Raw genomic sequence first — 26016 nt, 5'->3', positions numbered from 1 at the left:
ACCCCCCGGAGGAGGCTTTGCGGGACCGACCTGTAGCAGGCTTGTTGCAGGCAGGTGCACTGCGGCGACGGGCTCGCTGCACATACACTCGTCGTGTCTGGTAACGAGAAAAAGACCGCAGGCCGGAGAAGGGGGCACCCGAGGCCCATGAGCGACGGAATCATGAAGCGTATGGGGCTGATCTTCCGCTCCAAGGCGAACAAGGCCCTGGACCGGGCGGAGGACCCGCGCGAGACGCTGGATTATTCGTACCAGAAGCAGCTGGAGCTGCTGCAGAAGGTGCGTCGCGGCGTCGCGGACGTGGCCACCTCGCGCAAGCGCCTGGAGCTCCAGCTGACCCAGCTGCAGCAGCAGTCGGCGAAGTACGAGGACCAGGGCCGCAAGGCGCTCTCGCTCGGCCGGGAGGACCTCGCCCGTGAGGCCCTGACCCGCAAGTCGAACATGCAGTCCCAGATCAACGACCTTCAGGTGCAGTACCAGCAGCTCCAGGCCGAGGAGGAGAAGCTCACGCTCGCCTCCCAGCGGCTGCAGGCCAAGGTCGACGCCTTCCGCACCAAGAAGGAGACGATCAAGGCCACCTACACCGCGGCCCAGGCGCAGACCCGGATCGCCGAGTCGTTCTCCGGCATCTCGGAGGAGATGGGCGACGTCGGCCTGGCGATCCAGCGGGCCGAGGACAAGACCGCCCAGATGCAGGCCCGGGCCGGTGCGATCGACGAGCTGCTGGCCTCCGGCGCGCTCGACGACGCCAGCGGTCTCGGCCGCAAGGACGACATCGAGGCCGAGCTGGAGCGGGTGGCCGGCGGCTCCGACGTCGAGCTGGAGCTGGCCCGGATGAAGGCCGAGCTGACCGGCGGCTCCCCGGCCTCCGGCCCGCAGGCGATCGAGCAGGGCCGTCCGCAGGACGCCCCGCCGCAGCAGCAGCAGGACAGCCCGCGGATCAACTACAACAAGTGACCTGAGCTCCGCCCCGGAGCACCTCCGGGAGAAATCCCCAGGAACAGGGAGACGCACGGCATGATCATGAGGGTCATGGGTGAGGGCCAGTTCGAGGTGGGCGAGACCCACCTGAACCGGCTCAACGAGCTCGACGAGGAGCTCCTCACCGCACTGGAGACGGGGGACGAGGAACACTTCCGCCGGGCGCTCGGTGAGCTGCTCGGCGCGGTGAAGGAATTCGGCACCCCGCTGCCGGACGACTCCCTGGAGCCGTCCGACCTGATCCTGCCGGACGCCGAGGCCACCATCGACCAGGTCCGCGAACTGCTGCGGACCGAGGGCGACGGCCTCATCCCGGGCGTCCCGGGGTAACCGCCGTCTCGGCCAGACACCGGGGCGGGCCCCCTCCCACCGGGGAGGGGGCCCGCCCTTCGTCGTTGCGCGGCCCGTGCGGCGGGCCGCTACGGCAGGGCCAGCATCCGGTCCAGCGCCGCCTTGGCGTGCTTCTCGGTCTCCGGGTCGACGGTGATCACGTTCGGCACCCGGCCCTCGACCAGCGACTCCAGCGCCCAGACCAGGTGCGGCAGGTCGATCCGGTTCATGGTCGAGCAGAAGCAGACCGCCCGGTCCAGGAAGACGATCTCCTTGTCCGGGTGCGCCTTGGCGAGCCGGCGGACCAGGTTCAGCTCGGTGCCGATGGCCCACTTGGAGCCGGGCTCGGCGGCGTCCAGCGCCTTGATGATGTACTCGGTCGAGCCCACCATGTCGGCGGCCGAGACGACCTCGTGCCGGCACTCCGGGTGCACCAGGACGGTGACGCCGGGGATCCGCTCGCGCACGTCGTTCACCGAGTCCAGGGTGAACCGGCCGTGCACCGAGCAGTGGCCGCGCCAGAGGATCATCCTGGCGTCCCGCAGCTGCTCGGCGGTCAGGCCGCCGTTCGGCTTGTGCGGGTTGTAGACGACGCAGTCGTCCAGCGAGAAGCCCATGTCGCGCACCGCGGTGTTGCGCCCGAGGTGCTGGTCGGGCAGGAAGAGCACCTTCTGGCTCACCCGTCGCCCATCACCGCCCTCGATCGAGGCGCTTCGCGCCGCACCTTCCTCGAACGCCCACTCCAGCGCCCGCTTGGCGTTGGAGGAGGTGCAGATGGTGCCGCCGTGCCGGCCGGTGAAGGCCTTGATGTCGGCGGAGGAGTTCATGTACGAGACCGGGACGGTGACGTCGGCTATGCCGGCGTCGGTCAGGACGTCCCAGCACTCGGCGACCTGCTCGGCGGTGGCCATGTCGGCCATCGAACAGCCGGCCGCGAGGTCCGGCAGGACGACCTGCTGGGCGTCGCCGGTGAGGATGTCGGCCGACTCGGCCATGAAGTGCACACCGCAGAAGACGATGTACTCGGCCTCCGGGCGGGCCGCCGCGTCGCGGGCGAGCTTGAAGGAGTCGCCGGTGACGTCGGCGAACTCGATCACCTCGTCGCGCTGGTAGTGGTGGCCCAGGATGAAGACGCGGTCGCCGAGCGCGGCCTTGGCCGCCCGGGCGCGCTCGACGAGGTCCGGGTCGGAGGCCGGGGGGAGGTCACCGGGGCATTCGACGCCGCGCTCGCTGTTCGGGTCGGCCTCACGGCCGAGCAGCAGCAGAGCGAGCGGCGTCGGGGTGGGGTCGACGCCGTAGGTCTCGGTGATGGTGGTGGTCACGGGCGGGTGCCCTTCTGTGCGGCCGATCAAGCGGTGCAGCCTTTTCGTCTATCTGACGCAATCTATGATAACCGGTTAGCGTCAGAGTGACGATGGCCATCCTGTCGATGTGACGAGAACCGCTCGCCGGTTCGGAGCCTTCCCGGCCTCCTGCGGCGTGGCCGAAACGGGATCCGGGTCCGTCCGGGTTTCGCTGGTCACATGAAGGCAATCGCGATCCACCGCTACGGCGGCCCCGAGGTGGTCGAGTACACCGACCTGCCCGATCCGAAGGTCGGTCCGGACTCGGTCCTGGTGCAGGTCAGGGCGGCCGGGGTGAACCCGGTCGACTGGAAGGTGCGGGAGGGCCGGCTGGACGGCCTGCTCGACGCGCACTTCCCGCTGGTGATGGGCTGGGACGCGGCGGGGGTGGTCCGGGCGGTGGGCGGCGGCGTCACCGAGTTCGCCCCCGGCGACGAGGTCTACGGCTACGTCCGCAAGGACACCGTCGAGCACGGCACCTACGCCGAGCTGGTCGCCGCGCCGGTCCGCACGCTGGCCCGCAAGCCGGCCGCGCTGGACTGGGCGCAAACCGGCGGGCTGCCGCTGGCCGGGCTCACCGCCCTCCAGGCGCTGCGGGCGGTGGGCGTTGGTGCCGGGGACACCGTCCTGGTGCACGCCGCCGCCGGCGGGGTCGGCCATCTGGCGGTCCAGATCGGCAGGGCCTTCGGCGCCCGGATGATCGGCACCGCCGGCGAGCGCAACCACGACTACCTGCGCTCGCTGGGCGCCGAGCCGGTCCGGTACGGCGAGGGCCTGGCGGACCGGGTCCGGGCGCTCGCCCCGCGGGGCGTGGACGCCGTGCTGGACCTGGTCGGCGGGGACGCCGTCGAGGTCTCGGCCGGGCTGGTCGCCGACCCGGCGCGGATCGCCTCGATCGCCGACTTCGGGGTCAAGGCGCTCGGCGGACGGTACGTCTGGGTCCGTCCGGACGCCGCCGGGCTGGCCGAACTCGCCGCACTCGCCGACGACGGGCGGCTGACCGTGACCGTCGCCTCCACCTTCCCGCTCGCCCAGGCCGCCTCGGCCCAGGCACTCAGCGCGGAGGGACGCACCCGGGGCAAGATCGTCCTGCTGATGCCCTGAGCACCTCCATCGCTGTCATTCGTCAGAGGTGGACTCGCTCCTGTCATCCGCCAGAATGGGTGCCGAACCGTTTCGGCGGGCCGCCGCCGCCCCCGCCCCCGTCCCCGACGCCGCACGACCCGTGGAGCCCCGCACCGATGAGCAGCAGCCGAGCGCACGAGACGGTCGGGGCCTCCCTGGACGAGACCGACCGCCTCCTCCTCGCCCGGCTGGCCGGGGACGGCCGCGCCTCCTACGCGGAGATCGGCCTCCAGGTGAACCTCTCCGCCACCGCCGTGCGCCGCCGGATCGACCGGCTGCGGGCCCGCGGGGTGGTCCGCGGCTTCACCGTGGTGCTCGACCCCTCGGTGCTCGGCTGGCAGACCGAGGCCTTCGTCGAGGTCTACTGCCGCGAGCGGACCGCCCCCGAGGAGATCCTCGCCAGCCTGCGCCAGTTCCCCGAGGTGGTCGCCGCCTGGACGGTCACCGGTGACCCGGACGCGCTGGTCCACCTGCGGGCCGGCGACATGCGGCACCTGGAGGCGGTCATCGAGCGGATCCGCCGCGAGCCCGGCGTCCAGCGCAGCCGCTCCTCCGTCGTCCTCTCCCAGCTCATCGGCTGACCCCTCCGGGGCCCGCGCAGGAATCCTGCGCACGCCCCGTCGAAGACGCCCGAAAGCTGCCCGACCGGCCGCGTTCCGACGCGCGGCCGGGGCCCGTCGCTGCCTACGCTGATCATGTCCGGCCGCGCGGTGCCGATCCCCGTGCCGCCGGACCCTCCCCGACACCCCACAGCCGAGAGGGACACCCGTGTCCGCAGCCCCCGACCGCATGCACCGGCCCGACAGCGACCTGGTCGACCTGGTTTTCGACTACATGCGCGAGCGGCTGCAGTACGACCCCGTCCCGCTCGACCACCCCGGTGACGGCGAGCACCTGCGCGCCCGGCTGTCCGGCCTGCTCAACCAGGACGGCAACAACGCGGCCGACGTGCTCAAGCTCTACGACCACGAGCTCTCCCGCGCGGTGATCTCCGCCGACAGCCCGCGCTACCTGTCCTTCATCCCGTGCGCCCCCACCAAGGCCGCGCTGCTCTTCGACATGGTCGTCTCCTGCGCCTCGCTCCAGGGCATCTCCTGGCTGGAGGCGGCCGGCGCGATCGCCGCCGAGAACCAGGTGCTGCGCCTGATAGCGGACCGCGCGGGCATGCCCGAGTCGGCCGGCGGCGTCTTCGTCTCCGGCGGCTCGGCCGGCAACCTCTCCGCGCTGGTGGTCGCCCGCGACACCGCCCGCCGCAGGCTCGGCGTCGGGCCGGAGGCCCGGCTGCGGATCGCCGTCGCCGACCAGGTGCACTCCTCGGTCAAGAACACCTTCAACATCATCGGCGTCGAGGCGTTCAAGGTGCCGACCGTGAACCGCCGCTTCACCGGCGAGGCGCTGCGCGCGGCGCTGGCCGCCGACCCGAACCCGGAGACCGTGATCGCCGTCGTCGGCACCGCCGGCACCACCAACGAGGGCATCGTCGACGACCTCCAGGGCCTGGCCGAGGCCGCCCGCGAGCACGGCCTCTGGTTCCACGTGGACGGCGCCTACGGCGGCGCGGGCCTGTTCGCCCCCTCCGTCCGGGAGCGCTACAACGGCATCGAGCACGCCGACTCCTTCGTCGTCGACCCGCACAAGTGGCTCTTCGCGCCGTTCGACTGCGCCGCGCTGATCTACCGCAACCCCCAGCTCGCCCGCGCCGTGCACACCCAGGACGCCTCCTACCTGGACGTCCTGCACACCGAGGGCGACGAGTGGAACCCCACCGACTACGCCTACCACCTGACCCGGCGCGCCCGCGGCCTGCCGCTCTGGTTCTCGCTCGCCGTGCACGGCGTCCAGGCGTACACCGACGCCATCGAGGCCGGCCTCACGCTCGCTCGGGAGACCGCGCGGCTGATCCGCGAGAGCGACCACCTGGAGCTGCTGTTCGACCCGCAGCTCTCCGCGGTCTGCTTCAAGCGCAAGGGCTGGACCAACGACGACTACTACCGCTGGTCGCAGCAGCTGCTCGCGGACCAGATCGGCTTCGTCACCCCCACCGGCTGGGACGGCGAGACCGTCGCCCGCTTCGCCTTCCTGCACCCGGGCACCACCATGGAGATGGTCCGCGAGATCCTCGACACCATGGCGTGATCCGCACGCACCGACGGACCCCCGCCCGGCACCCGCCGCGGCGGGGGTCCCGCCGTTCCGGGGGTGTGCCTCACAGCAGCCCGCCGTTCGGCACGTACGTCGCCGGCGGGCGCATCCCGCGCAGGCCCACGAAGCCCCGGGTCTCCACGGTCAGGCCCACCTCCAGGCCGACGTCCAGCGCCCACTCCTGCTCCGCGGTGAGTGCCTCCACCCGGGCCTCCACGCCCTCCGGCACCCGGGCCAGCGCCTCGCGCAGCAGCCGGGTGGCGATCCGCTTCGAGGTGGCCGCCAGCAGCTTCACCTCGCCGCCGTCCCGGTAGCAGTAGCCGCTGCCCGCCAGCGCGTCCGCGATCAGCAGCTCCTCGCAGTGGGCGAGCAGCAGCTCGTGGTCCGGCCCGTGCGCGGAGCCGCGCTGGCGCCGGTCCACCGAGTCCAGCAGGTGCAGGTGCGTCGCGTTGCCCCGGTGCACCGGGATGTCCCCCGGATCGACCAGCCCGGACCGGTCCACCCGCCCGGTCAGCTGCATCGCCGGGTGCAGCGTGAACCCCGCCAGCCGGTAGCGGCGCACGGCCGCCGGCGACGGCGAGGCGCACAGCATGCCGCGCAGACAGCCGCGCCCGTACGCCAGGCCCCGGTCCAGCAGCAGCCGGCCCACCCCCTTGCCCTGCGCCTGAGGCAGCACCACCAGCAGCGCCAGCACCCAGACGCCCTCGCGGCGCAGCGACAGCACCGCACCGACCGGCTCGCCGTCGAGCTCGGCGATCCAGCAGCCCTGCGGATCGGTGCGGGCCAGGTGTCTCGTCCTGGCCAGCTGGTACACGGACGGCCGGGGCGGCCCGGCCTCCGCCGGGGCGTCGGGGAGGGAGGCGAACGCGGCACGGGCGACGTACTGGACGACCTCCGCGTCGGCGGCGGTGTCCTGGACCGGGCGCAGGATCATGCCCACCATCCTGGCGGCCCGGGCGCCGCCGCGGGGCCGGTTCGCCCCGATCGGTCCGCTCGGACGGTGACCCGTGTCCGCCGGTGTGCGAGCATGGGGAGCGTAGAGGGAGCGGGTGCACGCCCGGCCCACGGAAACGCGCCGCCACGAAGCCGCCGAAAACACCCGCCGTCCGGGAAATGAAACCGGGCGGCCGTCGGTTGGCATTGGCGGCAGACCGTCGTCAAGACCGGGAGTAAGCAGATGACCGTCAAGGACGAGACCACCGTAGAGGGTGGCATCCTCCTCACCGACGCCGCCGCGGGCAAGGTCAAGGCCCTGCTGGAGCAGGAAGGCCGGGACGACCTCGCGCTGCGCGTCGCCGTCCAGCCCGGTGGCTGCTCCGGCCTGCGTTACCAGCTGTTCTTCGACGAGCGGTCGCTCGACGGCGACGTGGTCAAGGACTTCGACGGCGTCAAGGTCGTCACCGACCGGATGAGCGCCCCGTACCTGGGCGGCGCCACCGTCGACTTCGTGGACACCATCGAGAAGCAGGGCTTCACGATCGACAACCCGAACGCCACCGGCTCCTGCGCCTGCGGCGACTCGTTCAGCTAATGGTCTTAACCGAGGGCGGCCCCGGATTGCCGGGGCCGCCCTCGTCGTGTCCGGGCACCGCTCACGCGGTCACGGGCTCACGCGGTCACGGGGCGCCCGGGACGTCCGGGACCACCGGGTCCGGGCCGGCTTTGGCGTCCGCCTCCAGCGGAACCTCCTGCCCGGTCGCCAGGTCGGTCACCGTCCGGCCCCGCAGCGGCTGCTTGAGATCGGCCGTCACCGTCTGCCGCCGGGCCACCGCGACGCAGTCCTGCCCGGCCGGCACCGGCGCCGCCGTGGTCACCCGGATGTCCACCCGGCCGGGCTTCGACTCGTCCGCCTTGAGCGCGTACCGCTCGCAGACCCCGCCGTAGAACCAGACCGTCAGCCGGTTGCCGTCCGCCCGGTAGGTGACCGCCGGCTGCGCCTGCGGGCCGTTCCCCGTCCCGTTCGGCGCCGGCTCGCCCACCGCGATGCCGTTGCCGCCCAGGCCCGGGGGAGTGGCCGCCGGGAACGGGGTCGACGCCGGGCCGGTGGCGGCGGTGTCCGGGCCGGTCGGCCGGGGGTCGGGCGCGGTGGCCGAGGGATCGGCGGGCGGCGTGGTCACCGGCGCCGGAGCCGGGGCGGACGGCGCGCCCGTCGGCGCTGCCGTCGACGCGGGGGCGGCCGGATCGACCGGGGCGGTAGGGGCGGTAGGGGCGGTCGCGGTGCCCGGCTCGGCGGAGGCGGACGCGCCCGCCGACGCCCGCTCCGCGCCGGAGCCCGCCGTGTCCGAGCCCGCCGTGGTCCCGCCGCCGCACCCGGCCACCACGGCCACCGCCGCCAGCGCGAGGCCCGCCAGTGCCGTCGCGCGCACCCGGCCGGAACGCCGGGGCATGGTCTCCAGATCCATCTGCACATCCTCCCGAGGGTTCGGCGGCGCTCCGTGCCGGCCGCACCGCGCGGATGTGACGTGCCCCGGACGATCCCGGTTCCCCGTCCGCCCCTCGGGGCCCGCGCCCCGTCCGGAGAGCCGGCTCAGGGACCGTACTCGGGCATCCCCGCGACCAGTCGCTGCGCCCCGGAGGAGACCTGGAAGCCGGACCGGGCCGGCGCGCTGTCCTGCCCGCCGGTCGCCAGCAGCGGCCAGAACCGCCGCAGCCGTCGCGAGGAGTCCACCAGCGCGTCCAGCGACTCGCCGTCCGCGTCGCCGCGCAGGGCGGGCGGAACCCGCAGCGGGTGGTGACTGGGCATCATCGGCCATCACTCCGATCCACCGTGCCGTGGCAGCGGCGCCACGGGCCTGGGCGGGGGCCGGAAGGGCGGCCCCTCCCCTGCGACCCTAGGCCGGGCGGACCGGGGCCCACCAGAGCTACCGGAGGGTAGTACACGTTCGGGGACGACGGGTGACAGCCGACCGCACCCGGAGTGTTCGCGCTCTTGCTGGCGCCCCGCCTCCGCCGGGTACCGTGGGTGGGTTCCACTCCGTTGCCCCATGGCCCCGCCGCCATCCTGAGGAGACCCCGTGCGTATCGCCGTCGCCGGCTCGATCGCGACCGACCACCTGATGACCTTCCCCGGCCGGTTCGCCGACCAGCTGGTCGCCGAGCAGCTGCACACCGTGTCGCTGTCCTTCCTGGTCGACACCCTCGACATCCGCCGCGGCGGCGTCGCGCCGAACATCGCCTTCGGCATGGGTGTCCTGGGCCTGCGCCCGGTCCTGGTCGGCGCCGCCGGTGCGGACTTCGCCGAGTACCGCAGCTGGCTGGAGCGCAACAACGTGGACTGCCGCTCCGTCCACATCTCCGAGACCCGGCACACCGCGCGCTTCATGTGCACCACGGACGAGGACCACAACCAGATCGCCTCGTTCTACACCGGGGCGATGGCCGAGGCCCGCAACATCGAGCTCCAGCCGATCGCCGACCGCGTCGGCGGCCTCGACCTGGTGCTGATCGGTGCCGACGACCCGCAGGCGATGGTCCGCCACACCCAGGAGTGCCGCACCCGCGGCTACGCCTTCGCGGCCGACCCCTCCCAGCAGCTGGCCCGCCTCGACGGCCACGACATCCGCGAGATCGTCGACGGCGCCGCGTACCTCTTCACCAACGAGTACGAGGCCGCGCTGATCGAGACCAAGACCGGCTGGGACTCCGACGAGATCCTCACCCGGGTCGGCACCCGGGTGACCACCCTGGGCAGCAAGGGCGTCCGGATCGAGCGCAAGGGCGAGGCCCCGGTGGTGGTCGGCTGCGCCCCCGAGACCGCCAAGGCCGACCCGACCGGCGTCGGCGACGCCTTCCGCGCCGGCTTCCTGGCCGGCCTCTCCTGGGACCTGGAGCTGGAGCGCGCCGCCCAGGTCGGCTGCATGCTCGCCACCCTGGTGATCGAGACCGTCGGCACCCAGGAGTACGAGCTGCGCCCGCACGACTTCCTGCAGCGCTTCACCGCCGCCTACGGCGAGGCCGCCGGCGCCGAGGTCGGCGCGCACCTGGTCAGCTGACCCGCCGCACCAGGTAGGCCGAGCCCCGGTCGCCGCCGTACCCGGCGGCCGGGGCCTCGCCCAGGTACTCCTGCCCGCGCATCGCGCACCAGGCCGGGACGTCCAGCCGGGCCGCCTCGTCGTCGGCCAGCACCGCGACCGTCCCGCCCACCGGCACCTCGCCGATCCGCTTGGCCAGCTCGATCACCGGCAGCGGGCACCGCTTGCCCAGCGCGTCGATGGTGAGCGTCCCGTCGGACGCCTCCCCGGCCCCCGCCGGCGGCGCCAGGTCCAGCCCCAGCGGCGCCCGGACGCCCGCCACCACCTCCGGCAGCACGGTCAGGAACCGCTCGACGTCCGCCTCCCCGGTGCCGAACGGCAGCGAGACCCGGACGTTGCCCTCGGTGAGCACCCCCATCGCCGCCAGCACATGGCTGGGCGTCAGCGTCGAGGAGGTGCACGAGGAGCCGGAGGAGACCGCGAACCCGGCCCGGTCCAGCTCGCCGAGCAGCACCTCGCCGTCCACGTACAGGCAGGAGAAGGTGACGAGGTGCGGCAGCCGCCGCACCGGGTCGCCGACCACCTCGACCTCGGGCACCAGCCGCGGCACCCGGGCCCGGATCCGCTCGACCAACTGGTGCAGCCGGGCGTTCTCCCGCTCGGCCTCGGCCCGCACCGCCCGCAGCGAGGCCGCCGCCGCGACGATCGCCGGCACGTTGACGTACCCCGGCACCCGGCCGCCCTCGCGCTCGTCGGCGGGCAGCGGCGAGGCGTACCGCACGCCCTTGCGCACCGCGAGCACCCCGACCCCGGCCGGCCCGCCCCACTTGTGCGCGCTGGCCGCCAGCAGCGACCAGCCGGCCGGCACGTCCACCCGCCCGGCGCTCTGCGCGGCGTCCACCAGCAGCGGCACGTCCCCGCAGCGGTCGGCGGTCTCGGCGACCGGCTGCACGGTGCCCACCTCGTGGTTGGCGGACTGCAGCACGGCGAGCGCGGTGTCCGGCCGCAGCGCCGCCGCGAACGCCGCCGGGTCGACCCGGCCGAGCCGGTCCACCGGAACCGAGGTCACCTCGCCGCCCGCCGCCTCGTGGCGCTCCGCGGTGTGCAGCACGCTGGAGTGCTCGACGGCGGAGTGCACCAGGTGCCGGCCGCGCCGCCGGTTGCCGTGCAGCGCGCCCAGCACCCCGAGCTGGACGGCCTGGGTGCCGCTGGCGGTGAAGGAGATCTCGTCGGCCCGGCAGCCGAGCACCCCGGCCACGGTCTCCCGGGCGGCGTCCAGCAGCATCCGGGCCTGCCGCCCGGAGCGGTAGAGCCGGGCCGGGTCGGCCCACCCCTCGTCGAGGGCGGCGGTCAGCGCCTGCCGGGCGACGGGGTGGAGCGGTGCGGTGGAGGCCACATCGAAGTACACGGTCACATTTAACGACACTCCCGGGTGTGTTCCGGGCTCCGGCGGCGGCTCAACGGTCGTCAGTCGATCATCCAGAATGTCCGGATAGTCCGCGTCCGACGGGGCGTCATACACGTTGTCCGAGGTCATCCCCCGATCGGGCGTACGGACCCCGAATGCCTAGGATGACCTGCGGCGCAGCCCCTGCCGGGCCTGATCGGGTGTCCGGGCGGCGCGTTACCGGGACCTGCCCGTCAGCAGCGCATAAGGCTGGAGTAGGGTTTGGCCCGCATAAGCATTCAAACCGTGCCCGTGGACGGGTCGCCGAGGAGGGGAAGCCTCCCCGGGGCGACGCGAAGGCGGGCGAGACTTCGGGAAGGCGCTACGTGAGTCCCAACGGCTCCGACCGCTCGCCGCGGCGCACGATGCGGCGGAAGCTGCCTCAGGCGCTGGCACTGGGCCTCGTCATCGCGACCGCCACCGGCTGCTCGGCCAACGACCTCCCCAGGCTTGGCCTCCCGAGCCCCGTCACCAAGGAAGGGCCGATGGTCCTCCACATGTGGCAGGGCTCCTGGATCGCGGCGCTGGTGGTCGGCGTACTGATGTGGGGTCTGATCATCTGGAGCGTGATCTTCCACCGGCGCAGCCGCACCGGCGTGCAGGTCCCCCCGCAGACCCGGTACAACGTGCCCATCGAGGCGCTCTACACCGCGGTCCCGATCATCATCGTGTCGGTCCTCTTCTACTTCGTCGCCCGCGACGAGTCGAAGCTGATCGCCGTCTCCGAGAAGCCCCAGCACACCGTCAACGTGGTGGGCTTCCAGTGGAGCTGGGCGTTCAACTACGAGAACACCGAGACCCCGGACCCGGCCAACCAGGAGGCCGCGTACGAGGTGGGTACCCCCGGCGAGCCGCCGACCCTGTACCTGCCGGTCGACGAGACGGTGCAGTTCCGCCTCACCTCTCGTGACGTGATCCACGACTTCTGGCCCATCAACTTCATGATGAAGATGGACGTCGTGCCGGGTGTGGTCAACAAGTTCGAGGTCACCCCGACCGTCAAGGGTGAGTACATGGGCAAGTGCGCCGAGCTCTGCGGCGTCGACCACTCGCGCATGCTGTTCAACGTGAAGGTCGTCGACCGTGCCGAGTACGACCAGCACCTGAAGGACCTGCGGGCCAAGGGTCAGACCGGCGCGGTGCCCTCCGGCATCACGACCATGGGAAGTGAAGAGAAGTGACCATCCTCAACGAGCCCGCCGCGGCCGGCGGGGGCGCCGGGGCCGTCACGGTCGGGGCGCAGCGGACCCGGAAGCCGGGTTCCACCATCATCAAGTGGCTCACCACCACTGACCACAAGACGATCGGCACGCTCTACCTGGCGACGTCGTTCGCGTTCTTCCTGATCGGCGGCGTGCTGGCGCTGGTCATGCGTGCCGAGCTGGCTCGTCCGGGGACCCAGATCCTGTCGAACGAGCAGTTCAACCAGGCGTTCACGATGCACGGCACGGTCATGCTGCTGATGTTCGCGACGCCGCTGTTCGCCGGTTTCGCGAACTGGATCATGCCGCTGCAGATCGGCGCGCCCGACGTCGCGTTCCCGCGTCTGAACATGTTCGCCTACTGGCTGTACCTGTTCGGCTCGCTGATCGCCGTCGCCGGCTTCATCACCCCGCAGGGTGCCGCCGACTTCGGCTGGTTCGCCTACGCGCCGCTGTCGGACGCGGTCCGCTCGCCGGGCATCGGCGCCGACATGTGGATCATGGGTCTGGCCTTCTCCGGCTTCGGCACCATCCTGGGTGCGGTCAACTTCATCACCACGATCATCTGCATGCGGGCCCCCGGCCTGACGATGTTCCGGATGTCGATCTTCACCTGGAACGTCCTGCTGACCGCGGTGCTGATCCTGCTGGCCTTCCCGGTCCTGGCCGCCGCGCTGTTCGCCCTGGAGGCGGACCGCAAGTTCGGGGCGCACGTCTTCGACCCGGCCAACGGCGGTGCGCTGCTCTGGCAGCACCTGTTCTGGTTCTTCGGCCACCCCGAGGTGTACATCATCGCGCTGCCGTTCTTCGGCATCGTGTCGGAGATCATCCCGGTCTTCAGCCGCAAGCCGATGTTCGGCTACTCCGGCCTGATCGCGGCCACCATCGCGATCGCCGGTCTGTCCGTGACGGTGTGGGCCCACCACATGTACGTCACCGGCCAGGTGCTGCTGCCGTTCTTCTCCTTCATGACGTTCCTCATCGCCGTCCCGACCGGTGTGAAGTTCTTCAACTGGGTCGGCACCATGTGGAAGGGCTCGCTCAGCTTCGAGACCCCGATGCTGTGGACCGTCGGCTTCCTGGTGACCTTCCTCTTCGGTGGTCTGACCGGTGTGCTGCTGGCCTCCCCGCCGATCGACTTCCACGTCTCGGACTCGTACTTCGTCGTCGCCCACTTCCACTACGTGGTCTTCGGCACCGTCGTCTTCGCGATGTTCGCCGGCTTCCACTTCTGGTGGCCGAAGATGACCGGCAAGATGCTGGACGAGCGCCTCGGCAAGGTCACCTTCTGGACGCTGTTCTTCGGCTTCCACGCCACCTTCCTGGTGCAGCACTGGCTCGGCGCGGAGGGCATGCCCCGCCGCTACGCCGACTACCTGGCCGCCGACGGGTTCACCACCCTGAACACCGTCTCGACCATCGGTTCGTTCCTGCTCGGTCTGTCGATCCTGCCGTTCCTCTACAACGTCTGGAAGACCGCCAAGTACGGCGAGAAGATCGAGGTCGACGACCCGTGGGGCTACGGCCGCTCGCTGGAGTGGGCGACCTCCTGCCCGCCGCCGCGGCACAACTTCCTCACCCTGCCCCGGATCCGCTCCGAATCCCCGGCCTTCGACCTCCACTACCCGGAGATCGCCGCGCTGGACTACCTGGAGAACCACGGCGAGCCGGCCAAGCACCTCGCCGGTGTGACCCCGGCGAAGTACGACGCCCCGCAGCTGGGCAAGGGCAAGAAGGAGGGTGACGCCCGATGAAGGAACAGGGCAAGATTTTCCTGGGCCTGTCGGTCTTCGTGCTGGCCATGGCGATCACCTACGGCCTGTGGACCAACAGCTCCGACCACGGCATCGAGGCCGCCGGTACCACCGCGCTGTTCCTCGCCTTCGGCCTGTGCGCCTTCATCGGCTACTACCTCGCCTTCACCGCCCGCCGGGTGGACAGCGGCGCGGGTGACAACCCCGAGGCCGAGGTCGCGGACGACTCCGGCGAGCTGGGCTTCTTCGCCCCGCACAGCTGGCAGCCGCTCTCGCTCGCGGTCGGCGGCGCGCTCGCCTTCCTCGGCGTGATCTTCGGCTGGTGGCTGATGTTCTGGTCGCTGCCGATCATCCTGATCGGTCTGTTCGGTTGGGTCTTCGAGTTCTACCGGGGCGAGAACCAGAACCAGTAGGCACTGGCTCCCCTCGCACAGGGCCGGGCATCCCGCACGGGATGCCCGGCCCTGTTGCGTCCCCGGAGTGACGGCCTCACCCCGGCGGCCCAACGGCGCCCCATTCGGTTGTCGCTCGGCCGGAGGCGGTTCCTACGATCTGACCAATCGTGCGAAACCCCGGGAGGCGGTCATGGCCGACAGACGCGGAATCGCGGGTCTCGGTGGCATCACGCTGGCCCTCGTCGTACTGGTCCCGCTGGCGGGCTGCACCTCCGGCGGCGACGACGGCGGGGCGGTCCGCAAGGTCGACGCCGCCGCGCTGGTGCACCTGTCCGTCACCGAGCGGGCGGACCCCGCCCAGCCGCTCACGGTGACCGCCGAGCCGGGCAGCCGGCTGACCGACGTCACCGTCGTCGGCCCGGACGGGCGGGTGGTCGCCGGGCGGCTGTCCGAGGACCAGCGCAGCTGGCAGACCACCGGACGGCTCAAGGCCGCCACCTCCTACACCGTGCGGATCGCCGCCGACGACGGCCGCGGCGGCCGCGGCGAGACCACCGCGGGCTTCTCCACCCTGGCCGCCCAGCACCTGCTGACCGCCAAGCTCGGCCCGGACTCCTCCGGCAGCGGCGTCTACGGCGTGGGCCAGCCGCTCACCGTCCAGCTCTCCGAGGCGGTCAAGGAGCCGCAGGCCCGCCAGGAGGTGGAGCGCGCGCTGACGGTCGTCTCGCAGCCCGCCGTCACCGGCGGCTGGTACTGGGTGGACGACCGGAACGTGCACTTCCGTCCCGAGGACTACTGGCCCACCGGAACCACCGTCAGCCTGGTCTTCGAGGCCACCGGCAGCCGGATCTCCGAGGGCCTGTACGGCGGCGACCGGGCCGCCCTGGCGCTGCGGATCGGCGAGCGCGTCGAGACGGTGGTGGACGCGGCCGCGCACCAGCTGACCCTCAAGCGCGACGGCCAGGTGGTCCGGACGATGCCGGTGACCACCGGCAAGCCCGGCTTCGACACCCGCAACGGCGTCAAGGTGGTGCTGGGCCAGGAGCGCAAGGTCCGGATGAGCGGCGAGACGATCGGCATAGCGGCCGGCAGCGAGGAGTCCTACGACCTCGACGTCGAGTGGGCCACCCGGGTCACCTGGAGCGGCGAGTACGTGCACGCCGCGCCCTGGTCGGTGGGCTCCCAGGGCGTGGAGAACGTCAGCCACGGCTGTACCGGGATGAGCACCGAGAACGCCCGCTGGTTCTACCAGAACACCAGGGTGGGGGACCTGGTGACGGTGGTGAACAGCCGTGGCAAGACCATGGAGCCGTTCGGCAACGGCTTCGGCGACTGGAACATCACCTGGGCCGAGTGGCTCGGCCACAGCGCCCTCGGCGGGCCCGTCAGCACCACCGCCCCGGTCACCCGGGCGCCCGCCACCGGGATGATCGCCCCGCAGCTCTGACGGGGCCGCGCAGGTCCGCTAGCCCTCCGCGGCGTCGTCCCGGTACGCCACCCGCAGCGCGCCGTCCACGGCGGCCAGGGCGTCCGCGAGCGGCACGCCGAGCCGCCGGGCCCGCTCGGCGTACTCGGCGGCGGCCGCGGCGGCCAGCCGGTGCGCGGAGTCGCCGACCGCGGCGATCAGGGTGCCGCGCCGGCCGTGCGTCTCCACCACCCCGTCCGCCTCCAGCTCCCGGTAGGCGCGGGCGACCGTTCCGGCGGCCAGCCCGAGCGTCTCGGCCAGCGCGCGGACGGTGGGCAGCCGCAGCCCGGTGGCCAGCTCGCCGGTGCGGGCCTGCTCGGCGATCTGGGCGCGGATCTGCTCGTACGGGGGAGTGGCCGAGGCCGGGTCGACGGACAGCTGCACGGTGGGCTCCTGGGGTTCGCTTCGGGGGAGGGGCGCGGGTACGGCAAAGCCCGAGGGCCGCCGACCAGAAGAACTCTGGTCAGCGGCCCTCGGGAGTGACGCGGGGGTGCGTACGGGATCAGTGGTGGCCGTGGCCGCTGGTGATCTCGTGGTGCTCCTCGGCGGTCGGCTTGGGGATCTGGCTGCCCTCGCCGTAGAAGCCGCGGGCGAGCTTGGCCCGGGTCCGGGAGAGGACGCCGGCCTTGCGGGCCACGCCGTTCTCGTCGGTCTCGGCCGGCAGCTCGTACGGCTGGACCTGCTCGTGCGCGGTGAGCTTGTGCAGGTCCTGCTGCGGCAGCTGGGCGTGCACCTCGATGAACTCGCCGTGCGGCAGGCGCTTGATGACGCCGGTCTCGCGGCCGTGCAGCACCTTCTCCTTGTCCCGGCGCTGGAGGCCGAGGCACCAGCGCTTGGTGACGATGAAGACCACGACCGGGATGACGAAGAAGCCGACGCGGACGAAGTAGGTGACCGAGTTGATCGACAGGTGCAGGTGGGTGGCGAACAGGTCGTTGCCGCCGGCGACCAGCAGGATCAGGTAGAGGCTGATCCAGGCGGCGCCCAGCGCGGTGCGGACCGGGGCGTTGCGCGGGCGGTCCAGGATGTGGTGCTCGCGCTTGTCACCGGTGATCCAGCCCTCGATGAACGGGTAGACCGCGATCGAGACCAGCACCAGCGGGAAGATCGCCAGCGGGACCAGGACACCCAGGTTGAGGGTGTGGCCCCACAGGCCGATCTCCCAGCCCGGCATCAGGCGGATCAGACCCTCGGAGAAGCCCATGTACCAGTCGGGCTGGGCGTCCGTGGACACCTGGTCCGCGCGGTACGGGCCGACCGACCAGACCGGGTTGATGGTGGCGATCGCCGAGATGGCGGCGATGACGCCGAACACCAGGAAGAAGAAGCCGCCGGCCTTGGCCATGTAGACCGGCATCAGCGGCATGCCGACGACGTTCTTCTCGGTCTTGCCCGGGCCCGCCCACTGGGTGTGCTTGTGGTAGAAGACCAGGATCAGGTGCGCCACCAGCAGGCCGAGCATGATGCCCGGGATCAGCAGCACGTGGATGGTGAAGAACCGGGGCACGATCTCGGTGCCCGGGAACTCGCCGCCGAACAGGAACATCTGGATGTAGGTGCCCACCAGTGGGACGGCGAGGATCGCGCCTTCCATGAAGCGGATACCGGTGCCCGACAGCAGGTCGTCCGGCAGCGAGTAGCCGAAGAAGCCGTCGAACATGCCCAGGACCAGCAGCAGGAAGCCGAAGACCCAGTTGACCTCGCGGGGCTTGCGGAACGCGCCGGTGAAGAAGACGCGCATCATGTGCACCAGCATCGCCGCCACGAAGACCAGGGCGGCCCAGTGGTGGATCTGGCGGACCAGCAGACCGCCGCGCACCTCGAAGCTGATGTCGACCGTCGAGGCGTAGGCCTCGGACATCGGGAGGCCCTTGAGCGGCACGTACGAGCCGTTGTAGATGACCTCGCCCATCGAGGGCTTGAAGAACAGCGTCAGGTAGACGCCGGTCAGGATGATGATGACGAAGGTGTAGAGGCAGATCTCGCCCAGCATGAAGGACCAGTGGTCCGGGAAGATCTTGCGCAGGTTGGCCTTGGCGAGGGAGTAGATCCCCAGCCGGCCGTCCGTCCAGTCGGCCGCGGCCTCCCACTTGTTCGCGGGCTTGGCGCGCGTGCTGGCCGGCTTGGCGGCGCCGGATTTGGTGCTGCTCGCACTGCTCATCGAGCACGCTCCCAGAAGCTCGGGCCGACGGCTTCGTCGAAGTCGCCGTGGGCGACCAGGAAGCCCTTCTCGTCAGTGGTGATGTTCAGCTGCGGCAGCGGGTGGCCGGCCGGGCCGAAGATGACGCGCGCGCCGTCCGCCAGGTCGAAGGTCGACTGGTGGCACGGGCAGAGCGCGTGGTGGGTCTGCTGCTCGTACAGGCTGATCGGGCAACCGACGTGGGTGCAGATCTTGGAGTAGGCGAGGATGCCCTCGAAACCCTTCTCCTTGGACTTCTCGTCCTTGATGTCCTCCGGCGCGATGCGCACCAGCATGAGGGCGTCCTTCGCGATGCGAACCTGGAAGTCCTCGGAGTGCGTGGTCAGACCCTCGGGCATCGCGAACACCAGGGAGCCCTGGATGATGTCCTCGGCCTTCATCGGCAGGTTGGTGTTCATGTTGATCAGCTGCAGGGGCTTGGCCTCGGTGGCCTCGTCCCAGCCGGTGTGCTGAAGCTTGTCCTCGGGCAGCGGGCCCAGGTCGCGGAGCAGGACCACGCCGGAGAGCGGGACCAGCGCCATCGAACCGATGAGGGTGTTGCGGATCATCTTGCGGCGGCCGAAGCCGGACTCCGCGGCACCGGTCTTGAACTGCTCGATGACGTCGGCGCGGACCTCGTCGTCGGCCTCGATCGGGTGACGCTCGGCCGGGATCTCGTGGTCCGACATCAGGGTGCGGGCCCAGTGGACCGCGCCCGCGCCGATCAGGAACAGGGCGACGCCGAGGGTCATGCCGAGCGCGAAGTTCATCGCGCTGACGTGGCCCAGCGGCCAGATGTAGACGATCTTGTCCGGGTCGATGGCCACGTACGAGGCGATGAAGCCGACGGTGGCGATCATCGACACGACGAACATCAGCGACACCTGGCGCTCGGCCCGCTTGGCGGCCCGCTCGTCGATGTCGGTGCGGCGCGGCTCGTGGGCCGGCAGGCCGGGGTCGGCGAACGGGTCACCGTGGGCGGCAACCTCGTGGTGCCCGGCGGAGCCGTGCGACTCCGGGAGCTTCTCTTCTGACATGTCGTGGCTCATGACTTCTTGGCCTTGGTGGTGTGGGCGGCGACCCAGATCGCGACCGCGATGAGCGCGCCGAGACCGAAGATCCAGCCGAACAGACCCTCGGTCACCGGACCGAGGCTGCCGAGCGTGAGACCGCCGGGGTTGGGCTCATCGTTGGTGGTGTGGCGTACGAAGGCCACGATCTGCTTCTTCTGCTCCTCGGGCATGATGCTGTCCGGGAACGAGGGCATGTTCTGCGGGCCGGTCTGCATGGCCTCGTAGATGTGCTTGGCGTCCACGCCTTCCAGCGACGGGGCGTACTTGCCCTGGGTCAGGGCACCGCCCTGGCCGGCGAAGTTGTGGCACTGGGCGCAGTTGGTGCGGAACAGCTCGCCACCCTTGGCAAGGTCCTCGGGGTTGGTCGAGGTGAACTGCTCATCGGTCGGCGTCACCGGGCCGGGGCCGAGCGAGGCGACGAAGGCGGCGAGCTGGTCGATCTCCGCCTGCGAGTAGATGTTCGGCTTGCGCGGCACCTGGGCGCCGGGCTGCTGGGCAGGCATGCGGCCGGTGGCCACCTGGAAGTCCACCGCGGCGGAGCCGACGCCGACCAGGCTCGGACCGTCACTGGTGCCCTGGCCGTTCAGGCCGTGGCAGGAGGAGCAGCCCACGGCGAAGAGCTTCTTGCCCTCGTCGATCGCGAGCGACTGCGCGGCGACGTCGGCCTGCGCCTTGTCGGCGGGCGCGAACGCGGCGTACAGCCCCCCGGTTGCCGCCAGGGCGAGAAGTAGGACGACCAGCGCCGCCAGTGGGTGGCGCCGTCGTGCGGAGAGCTTTTTCACGGAATAACCCCGGTGTCAGGATCTGGTCGACTGGTGGGTGCACCCGGCGGCCGGTCTGGCCGGCACGAGGCTGCCTGTCTAGGGCTGCGCGCGCGGTCGGTCGGTGGGAGCGTCGGCACCGGCGAAATCGGGCCGTCGCCGGTGAGGGCGGGACCCGAGGCCGGTGGCCAGCGACCTGATCAGCTGGTTACTTGATCAGGTAGATGGTCGCGAAGAGGCCGATCCACACGACGTCGACGAAGTGCCAGTAGTACGACACCACGATCGCGGCGGTGGCCTGCTCGTGCGTGAAGCGCTTTGCTGCGTACGTCCGTCCCAGGACCAGCAGGAAGGCGATCAGACCACCCGTCACGTGCAGACCGTGGAAGCCGGTGGTCAGGTAGAACACCGTGCCGTACGGGTCGGAGGACAGCGTCAGACCGTCCTTCTTGACCAGCTCGGTGTACTCGAAGACCTGGCCGCCGATGAAGATCGCGCCCATCACGAAGGTGATGATGAACCACGAGCGGAGCTTCTTCACGTCCCCACGCTCGGCGGCGAAGACACCGAGCTGGCAGGTGAGCGAGGAGAGCACCAGGATCGTGGTGTTGACCGAGGAGAAGGGCACGTTGAGGGCGTGCGCCTTCTCGGTCCAGAACTCCGGCCCCTTGACGGAGCGGAGCGTGAAGTACATCGCGAAGAGGGCCGCGAAGAACATCAACTCGGAACTGAGCCAGACGATCGTTCCGACGCTGACCATGTTCGGCCGGTTGACCGATCCGTGCGCGTGCCCGGTTTCTACTGCTGTTGCTGTCGCCACGACGGACATTATGTCGGTCCCTTATTCCGTCTTCACGCCGGGGGGTGTCCGTCGGAGTGTCCGGTGCGTGCGGTATGCCCCCCTGGCACCCGATGGGCTGTCGGTACCCCTGCTGAGCAGCGGCGTGTCCCTTTTCTGACGGTTGTTGGAAGGCCTCTTCGGGGCCCTTCGCGGCGTGTCGCGACGGCCCTTCGGGGCCGTCGGTAGTAAGGGGAGAGACCACCCGTCCGCCGTACGGGTGGTCTGTGCGGGCGGGGTGACGCGCGGTGCTCCGCCCGGACCAGTCGCGGGGGCGCCCGGCCGAGGAGGATCTCCCCGGAAGGGCTCGGCGGCGGGTGATCGGGAGTAGCATCCGGGGAGAGGCGAACGTGGTCCGGATCACACGTGAGGGAGCAGGCCCATGGCGTACACGACCGACGAGACCTTGACCGTTCTCGTCTACAGCCACGACCGCACCACCCGCGAGCAGGTGCTGACCGCTCTCGGCCGCAGGCCCGCGGAGGACCTGCCGGAGCTGGAGTACCTGGAGTGCGCGACCACCCCCGCGGTGCTCAAGGCGCTGGAGAAGGGCGGGGTGGACCTCTGCGTGCTGGACGGCGAGGCGGTTCCGGCCGGCGGGCTCGGGCTCGCCCGGCAGTTGAAGGACGAGATCTACGGCTGCCCGCCGCTGCTGGTGCTGATCGGCCGGCCGCAGGACTCCTGGCTGGCGGCGTGGAGCCGGGCCGACGCGGCGATCTCCCAGCCGGTGGACCCGGTGGCGCTGGCCGGGGCCGCCGCCACCCTGCTGCGGGCCCGGCTGGCCAAGCGGACGCCCGCCGCGCGTTAGGGCGGGGCCGGTGTCTCACGCCGGCGTCTCAGTACAAGAGAAGAAGGGTGAACGGCGGAGCCCGGGGCCCCGCCGCTCGATAGGCTGACTCCGTCCCTACGTCCTTCCCCGTCCGCGGGGAGCGAGAGCTGGAGTCGGTCATGGTGAACGTGCAGCCTGCGAACGGCGGTAGCGAGCCCGCGCAGGTGGTCCGCACCTGGCCGGACATCCTGTCGGCGCTGCTGCGGGGGGAGGACCTCGACCGCTCGGCCACCGCGTGGGCGATGGACCGGATCATGAGCGGGGAGGCCTCCCCGGTGCAGATCGCCGGCTTCATGGTGGCGCTGCGGGCCAAGGGCGAGACGGTCGACGAGATCTCCGGTCTGGTCGACTCGATGTACTCCCACGCGGAGCCGCTGCTCATCCCCGGCCCGGCGGTGGACATCGTCGGCACCGGCGGCGACCGGGCCAAGACCGTCAACATCTCCACCATGTCGGCGATCGTCGCCGCGGCGGCCGGTGCCAAGGTGGTCAAGCACGGCAACCGGGCCGCCTCCTCGGCCAGCGGCTCCTCGGACGTGCTGGAGAAGCTGGGCATCAGCCTGAACCTGCGGCCGCGCCGGGTCGCCGAGGTGGCCGAGGAGGTCGGGCTCACCTTCTGCTTCGCGGCCACCTTCCACCCGTCGATGCGGCACGCCGGCCCGGCGCGCAGCGAGCTCGGGGTGCCGACCGCCTTCAACATCCTCGGCCCGCTCACCAATCCGGCCCGGGTCACCGCGCACGCGATCGGCTGCTTCGACACCCGCCTCGCCGGGCTGATCGCCGGCGTGCTGGCGCGGCGCGGTGCCAGCGCGCTGGTCTTCCGGGGTGACGACGGGCTGGACGAGCTGACCGTCACCACCACCTCGCGGGTCTGGGTGGTCCGGGACGGCGACGTCACCGAGACCTCCTTCGACCCGCGCGACGTCGGCATCGAGCCGGTCGGCATCGAGGCGCTGCGCGGCGGGGACCCGGCGTACAACGCGGAGGTCGCGCGCCGGCTGCTGGCCGGGGAGCACGGGCCGGTGCGGGACGCGGTGCTGCTGAACTCGGCGGCCGCGCTGGTGGCGCTCGACCTGACCGACGCGCCGCTCGCCGAGCAGCTCGGGGCCGCGATGCGGCGCACCGCCGCGGCGATCGACTCGGGCGCGGCGCGCGATCTGCTGAAGCACTGGTCGGAGGCCACCACCCGGGCGTGACACGGGAGTCGGGGCCCGTGGGAGACACCTCCCACGGGCCCCTGCGGCTGTCCGGGATACGGACTCCTGTTTGACCGCGGGACGCACGCGACCTAGAGTCTTCGCCAGGTCATGAGCGACAGCGTCAAGCCCCAGCTGGCTGTCCGGCAACCCTCCGTCCGTGGCGGGGTGCCCTGGGTGAGGACCGGGTCACGCGGCGATCGGTCCGCGTGGCAAGCGCGGACGCCGGACTGAACGCACTCCCGGGGTCCCTGACCCGTCACAGGAGTGCATCCTCATGTCCCTCGCCACCTCCTTCCGCGCCCCGCTTCCGGTCCTCGGCCACGACGTCCAGGTCCCGCTCGCCAACGGCGAGAAGGTCGGCTACGCGGCGCTCGACTACGCCGCCAGTTCCCCGGCGCTCCAGCGGGTCTGGGACGACGTCGCCGCCTACGCCCCCTACTACGGCAGCGTGCACCGCGGTGCCGGCTACCTGTCGCAGCTCTCCACCGACCTGTTCGAGCAGAGCCGCCGCACCGTCACCGAGTTCCTCGACCTGCGCGAGGGCGACCAGGTGGTCTTCACCCGCGCCACCACCGACTCGCTCAACCTGCTGGCCGGCGCCGTCCCGGCCGGGACCCAGGTGTTCGCCTTCGAGACCGAGCACCACGCCTCGCTGCTGCCCTGGGCGCACGCCGGCCTGCCCGTCACCTACCTGCGCGCCCCCCGCTCGCACGCCGAGGCGGTCGCCGCCTTCGACGCCGCGCTGGCCGGCGCGCCCGAGGGCCCGAAGCTGCTCTGCGTCACCGGCGCCTCCAACGTCACCGGCGAGCTGTGGCCGGTCGCGGAGCTGACCCGCACCGCGCACCGCCACGGCGCCCGGGTGGTGCTGGACGCCGCGCAGCTGGCCCCGCACCACCGGGTCTCGGTGCGCGAGCTGGACGTCGACTGGATCGCCTTCTCCGGCCACAAGCTGTACGCGCCGTTCGGCGCCGGGGTGCTGGCCGGCCGGGCCGACTGGCTGGACGAGGCCGAGCCGTACCTGGCCGGCGGCGGCGCCACCCGCACGGTGGCCCGGGAGACCGACGGCTCGGTGGCCGTGCAGTGGCACACCGGCCCGGCCCGGCACGAGGCCGGCTCGCCCAACGTCATCGGCGCCTACGCGATCGCCTCGGCCTGCCGGGCGCTCACCGAGGCCGGGTTCGACGCGCTGGAGGCCCGCGAGCGGGAGCTGGTCGCGCGGCTGAAGGACGGGCTGGCGCAGATCCCGGAGGTCCGGGTGCTGAACCTGTTCGGCGCCGAATCGGACCGGGTGGGCGTGCTCTCCTTCGTCGTCCGGGGCTGGAACAGCTCGCACTTCTCGGCCGCGCTGTCCGCCGAGTACGGCATCGGGGTCCGCGACGGCCTGTTCTGTGCCCACCCGCTGGTGCGCACCCTGCTCGGCGACGAGGAGGCGGCGCCCTCGGAGTGCGGCGCGCCGGAGCCGTCGCTGCCCGGCGAGCGCAGCCTGAACGCGATCCGGGTGAGCTTCGGCGCGGGCACCCCGGACGAGCACGTGGAGCGGTTCCTGACCGCCGTCCGCGAGCTGGTCACGGACGGCGCGGCCTGGACCTACCGCAACGAGGGCGGTCGCTGCGTGGCGGACACCCGCCGCGAGGGCTGAGCCCCCGAAGGCGTGGCCTACTCGTCCAGGCCGATCGCGAACGCGGCCTCCAGGTCGTGCTGGGAGTAGGTGCGGAAGGCGATCTGGGTCTCGGTGTGGGCCACGCCCGGGACCTTGTTGAGGCGGCCGGGGATCACCTCGGCGAGGTCGTCGTGCCGGGCCACCCGCACCATCGCGACCAGGTCGTAGCCACCGGTCACCGAGTAGACCTCGCTGACGCCCTCGATGGCGGCGATCGCCTCGGCGATCTCCGGGATGCGGTCGACGCTGGTCTTGATCAGGACGATGGCGGTGATCACGGTGGCGTACTCCTTTGTGAGGTGCCGCCAGGGTATCGGGCGTCGGCGGCACCGTCGCGGGGGCGGGTGGCCCGCGGACGGCGCTCGGTGAGGGTGCAGGCGTAGAGGAAACCGGCCGCGAAGCCGATCACGTGCACCAGGTACGCCACCCCGGGCCCGGCGGAGTGCACCGACCACCACTGCAGGGCGAACCAGAGCCCCAGCACCAGCCAGGCCGGGAAGCGCAGCGGCAGGAAGAGCAGCAGCGGCACGAGCGTGGTGACCCTGGCCCGCGGGTGGAAGCGCAGATAGGCGCCGAGCGCGGCGGAGATCGCCCCGGAGGCGCCGATCAGCACCCTGGTCGAGTCCGCCGAGTGCGCCTCGGCCAGTGCGAAGCCGTAGGTGGCCAGCGCCCCGGACGCCAGATAGAAGAGGAGGAACCGGGAGCGCCCCAGCCGCCGCTCCACGGTCGGTCCGAAGACGTGCAGGAAGAGCAGGTTGCCGAGCAGGTGCAGCCAGCCGGCGTGCAGGAACAGCGCGCTGAGCACCGAGAGCGCCGGGTGCTTGCCCGGGGTCGGCGCGGCCGGGCAGCCGGGCACCGGGTCGGGGGCCTCGGCGAGCTGGCCGGCGGTCAGGGGGCGCCCGGTCAGCAGTTCGGCGGGGACGGCGCCCCAGCGCTGCTCGTAGCGCTGCTCCGCGCAGACCCGGCTCTGGCCGCGGCCGTAGAGCGGGTTGAGACCGGCGGCCGGTCCGAGCAGGAAGACCGCGGTGTTGAGCGCGATCAGCGCGTAGCAGACGGCCGGGGCGGTGCCGGCCGGCCGGCCGCGGCGCGCGCCGGGGTGGGCGGGGAGGACCGGGATCGCCATGGGCCCAGCATCCCTCCGGCACCGGGCGGGCACCGCGCGGTTACGGCAGGTGGGCTACCGGCGGGGGCCGGTCGGCCGGTGGCCGCGAAGGTTGCCCCAGGCAATAGGCTTGGGCCGGGCATTCCCGCCTCCCGCCGCCGACGCCGGGGCTCCGGGGGGAGCGCCTGAGCCCGTTCAGGGACCACCCGAGAGGACCCCC

The 26016-nt window shown here is 71.9% G+C and carries 26 protein-coding genes and 1 riboswitch; of the genes, 14 read left to right on the top strand and 12 right to left on the bottom strand.

What is annotated here, in order from left to right:
* Nucleotides 1-147: 147 nt before the first annotated feature.
* Nucleotides 148-957 carry a PspA/IM30 family protein gene (locus ACFZBX_RS18580; protein ID WP_391534805.1) on the top strand — a complete coding sequence of 270 codons (810 nt, stop codon included), beginning with the start codon at nucleotides 148-150 and terminating at the stop codon, nucleotides 955-957.
* 60 nt (nucleotides 958-1017) lie between these two features.
* Nucleotides 1018-1311, top strand: coding sequence for a hypothetical protein (locus ACFZBX_RS18575; protein WP_391534804.1), 294 nt, complete (start codon nucleotides 1018-1020; stop codon nucleotides 1309-1311).
* 89 nt (nucleotides 1312-1400) lie between these two features.
* On the opposite strand, the gene nadA is transcribed toward ACFZBX_RS18575, so the two are convergent.
* Nucleotides 1401-2633 (bottom strand): quinolinate synthase NadA, encoded by a 1233-nt coding sequence (gene nadA / locus ACFZBX_RS18570; RefSeq protein WP_391534803.1) that lies wholly within the window; start codon nucleotides 2631-2633, stop codon nucleotides 1401-1403.
* Nucleotides 2634-2834: 201 nt separating this feature from the next.
* On the opposite strand from nadA, the gene ACFZBX_RS18565 reads away from it, so the two are divergent.
* From ACFZBX_RS18565 to ACFZBX_RS18555, 3 genes are all read left to right on the top strand, one after another.
* Nucleotides 2835-3758 carry an NADP-dependent oxidoreductase gene (locus ACFZBX_RS18565; RefSeq protein WP_391534802.1) on the top strand — a complete coding sequence of 308 codons (924 nt, stop codon included), beginning with the start codon at nucleotides 2835-2837 and terminating at the stop codon, nucleotides 3756-3758.
* Nucleotides 3759-3895: 137 nt separating this feature from the next.
* Complete coding sequence (locus tag ACFZBX_RS18560) at nucleotides 3896-4360, top strand: Lrp/AsnC family transcriptional regulator (protein WP_391534801.1); 465 nt, start codon at nucleotides 3896-3898, stop codon at nucleotides 4358-4360.
* A 187-nt stretch (nucleotides 4361-4547) separates the two neighbouring features.
* Nucleotides 4548-5915 carry a pyridoxal phosphate-dependent decarboxylase family protein gene (locus tag ACFZBX_RS18555; protein WP_391534800.1) on the top strand — a complete coding sequence of 456 codons (1368 nt, stop codon included), beginning with the start codon at nucleotides 4548-4550 and terminating at the stop codon, nucleotides 5913-5915.
* Nucleotides 5916-5985: 70 nt separating this feature from the next.
* Here ACFZBX_RS18555 and ACFZBX_RS18550 read toward each other — a convergent pair whose 3' ends face one another.
* Nucleotides 5986-6855, bottom strand: coding sequence for a GNAT family N-acetyltransferase (locus ACFZBX_RS18550; protein WP_391534799.1), 870 nt, complete (start codon nucleotides 6853-6855; stop codon nucleotides 5986-5988).
* Between the two features lie 243 nt (nucleotides 6856-7098).
* Here ACFZBX_RS18550 and ACFZBX_RS18545 point away from each other — a divergent pair, with 243 nt between their 5' ends.
* The gene (locus ACFZBX_RS18545) at nucleotides 7099-7452 is read left to right on the top strand and encodes an iron-sulfur cluster assembly accessory protein (RefSeq protein WP_350549538.1); all 354 of its coding nucleotides are present in this window, start codon (nucleotides 7099-7101) and stop codon (nucleotides 7450-7452) included.
* A gap of 85 nt (nucleotides 7453-7537) precedes the next feature.
* On the opposite strand, the gene ACFZBX_RS18540 is transcribed toward ACFZBX_RS18545, so the two are convergent.
* Entirely contained in the window at nucleotides 7538-8323 is a 786-nt protein-coding gene (locus ACFZBX_RS18540; RefSeq protein WP_391534798.1) for a hypothetical protein, read from the bottom strand.
* 125 nt (nucleotides 8324-8448) lie between these two features.
* Nucleotides 8449-8667 (bottom strand): hypothetical protein, encoded by a 219-nt coding sequence (locus tag ACFZBX_RS18535; protein WP_391534797.1) that lies wholly within the window; start codon nucleotides 8665-8667, stop codon nucleotides 8449-8451.
* A gap of 268 nt (nucleotides 8668-8935) precedes the next feature.
* Between ACFZBX_RS18535 and ACFZBX_RS18530 the strand changes: the two genes are divergently transcribed.
* Complete coding sequence (locus tag ACFZBX_RS18530; protein ID WP_391534796.1) at nucleotides 8936-9913, top strand: carbohydrate kinase family protein; 978 nt, start codon at nucleotides 8936-8938, stop codon at nucleotides 9911-9913.
* On the opposite strand, the gene ACFZBX_RS18525 is transcribed toward ACFZBX_RS18530, so the two are convergent.
* Nucleotides 9906-11300, bottom strand: coding sequence for a cysteine desulfurase/sulfurtransferase TusA family protein (locus tag ACFZBX_RS18525; protein ID WP_391534795.1), 1395 nt, complete (start codon nucleotides 11298-11300; stop codon nucleotides 9906-9908). The genes ACFZBX_RS18530 and ACFZBX_RS18525 overlap by 8 nt on opposite strands.
* A 365-nt stretch (nucleotides 11301-11665) precedes the next feature.
* Between ACFZBX_RS18525 and coxB the strand changes: the two genes are divergently transcribed.
* The 4 genes from coxB to ACFZBX_RS18505 all read left to right on the top strand — a co-directional run bounded on the left by coxB (nucleotide 11666) and on the right by ACFZBX_RS18505 (nucleotide 16137).
* The gene (gene coxB, locus ACFZBX_RS18520; protein WP_380764143.1) at nucleotides 11666-12520 is read left to right on the top strand and encodes a cytochrome c oxidase subunit II; all 855 of its coding nucleotides are present in this window, start codon (nucleotides 11666-11668) and stop codon (nucleotides 12518-12520) included.
* Entirely contained in the window at nucleotides 12517-14295 is a 1779-nt protein-coding gene (gene ctaD, locus ACFZBX_RS18515; RefSeq protein WP_391534794.1) for a cytochrome c oxidase subunit I, read from the top strand. Before coxB ends, ctaD begins: the two co-directional genes overlap by 4 nt.
* Nucleotides 14292-14708 (top strand): cytochrome c oxidase subunit 4, encoded by a 417-nt coding sequence (locus ACFZBX_RS18510; protein WP_344335590.1) that lies wholly within the window; start codon nucleotides 14292-14294, stop codon nucleotides 14706-14708. Before ctaD ends, ACFZBX_RS18510 begins: the two co-directional genes overlap by 4 nt.
* Before the next feature lie 172 nt (nucleotides 14709-14880).
* Nucleotides 14881-16137 carry an Ig-like domain-containing protein gene (locus ACFZBX_RS18505; protein ID WP_391534793.1) on the top strand — a complete coding sequence of 419 codons (1257 nt, stop codon included), beginning with the start codon at nucleotides 14881-14883 and terminating at the stop codon, nucleotides 16135-16137.
* A gap of 18 nt (nucleotides 16138-16155) precedes the next feature.
* Here ACFZBX_RS18505 and ACFZBX_RS18500 read toward each other — a convergent pair whose 3' ends face one another.
* From ACFZBX_RS18500 to ACFZBX_RS18480, 5 genes are all read right to left on the bottom strand, one after another.
* Nucleotides 16156-16539 carry a GntR family transcriptional regulator gene (locus ACFZBX_RS18500; protein WP_391534792.1) on the bottom strand — a complete coding sequence of 128 codons (384 nt, stop codon included), beginning with the start codon at nucleotides 16537-16539 and terminating at the stop codon, nucleotides 16156-16158.
* A 118-nt stretch (nucleotides 16540-16657) separates the two neighbouring features.
* Nucleotides 16658-18316, bottom strand: a complete 1659-nt coding sequence (locus ACFZBX_RS18495) for a cytochrome bc complex cytochrome b subunit (protein WP_391534791.1) — start codon at nucleotides 18314-18316, stop codon at nucleotides 16658-16660.
* Nucleotides 18313-19371, bottom strand: a complete 1059-nt coding sequence (locus tag ACFZBX_RS18490) for a Rieske 2Fe-2S domain-containing protein (RefSeq protein ID WP_391534790.1) — start codon at nucleotides 19369-19371, stop codon at nucleotides 18313-18315. The genes ACFZBX_RS18495 and ACFZBX_RS18490 overlap by 4 nt, the downstream gene beginning before the upstream one ends.
* An 8-nt stretch (nucleotides 19372-19379) precedes the next feature.
* A complete protein-coding gene (locus tag ACFZBX_RS18485; RefSeq protein ID WP_391534789.1) occupies nucleotides 19380-20189 on the bottom strand; it encodes a c-type cytochrome in 810 nt (269 codons plus the stop codon).
* 187 nt (nucleotides 20190-20376) lie between these two features.
* A complete protein-coding gene (locus tag ACFZBX_RS18480; protein WP_344335583.1) occupies nucleotides 20377-20997 on the bottom strand; it encodes a heme-copper oxidase subunit III in 621 nt (206 codons plus the stop codon).
* A 391-nt stretch (nucleotides 20998-21388) separates the two neighbouring features.
* On the opposite strand from ACFZBX_RS18480, the gene ACFZBX_RS18475 reads away from it, so the two are divergent.
* The 3 genes from ACFZBX_RS18475 to ACFZBX_RS18465 all read left to right on the top strand — a co-directional run bounded on the left by ACFZBX_RS18475 (nucleotide 21389) and on the right by ACFZBX_RS18465 (nucleotide 24673).
* Complete coding sequence (locus ACFZBX_RS18475) at nucleotides 21389-21814, top strand: hypothetical protein (RefSeq protein ID WP_380760777.1); 426 nt, start codon at nucleotides 21389-21391, stop codon at nucleotides 21812-21814.
* A 140-nt stretch (nucleotides 21815-21954) separates the two neighbouring features.
* Nucleotides 21955-23031: an anthranilate phosphoribosyltransferase gene (trpD, locus tag ACFZBX_RS18470; protein WP_391534788.1), complete on the top strand. Its 1077-nt coding sequence runs from the start codon at nucleotides 21955-21957 to the stop codon at nucleotides 23029-23031.
* 107 nt (nucleotides 23032-23138) lie between these two features.
* A riboswitch (SAM riboswitch) is annotated at nucleotides 23139-23256 on the top strand.
* A 52-nt stretch (nucleotides 23257-23308) separates the two neighbouring features.
* Complete coding sequence (locus tag ACFZBX_RS18465; RefSeq protein WP_391534787.1) at nucleotides 23309-24673, top strand: aminotransferase class V-fold PLP-dependent enzyme; 1365 nt, start codon at nucleotides 23309-23311, stop codon at nucleotides 24671-24673.
* 17 nt (nucleotides 24674-24690) lie between these two features.
* On the opposite strand, the gene ACFZBX_RS18460 is transcribed toward ACFZBX_RS18465, so the two are convergent.
* On the bottom strand, nucleotides 24691-24972 hold the full coding sequence (locus ACFZBX_RS18460; protein ID WP_350549500.1) for an Lrp/AsnC ligand binding domain-containing protein: 282 nt from the start codon (nucleotides 24970-24972) through the stop codon (nucleotides 24691-24693).
* Nucleotides 24969-25817 carry a rhomboid family intramembrane serine protease gene (locus ACFZBX_RS18455; protein ID WP_391534786.1) on the bottom strand — a complete coding sequence of 283 codons (849 nt, stop codon included), beginning with the start codon at nucleotides 25815-25817 and terminating at the stop codon, nucleotides 24969-24971. The genes ACFZBX_RS18460 and ACFZBX_RS18455 overlap by 4 nt, the downstream gene beginning before the upstream one ends.
* Nucleotides 25818-26016 lie beyond the last annotated feature (199 nt).

The organism is Kitasatospora sp. NPDC008115 (assembly GCF_042957205.1).
Lineage (GTDB): Bacteria > Actinomycetota > Actinomycetes > Streptomycetales > Streptomycetaceae > Kitasatospora.
The sequence above is the reverse complement of the archived record's forward strand: the minus strand, read 5'-3'. Positions and strand labels throughout refer to the sequence as shown.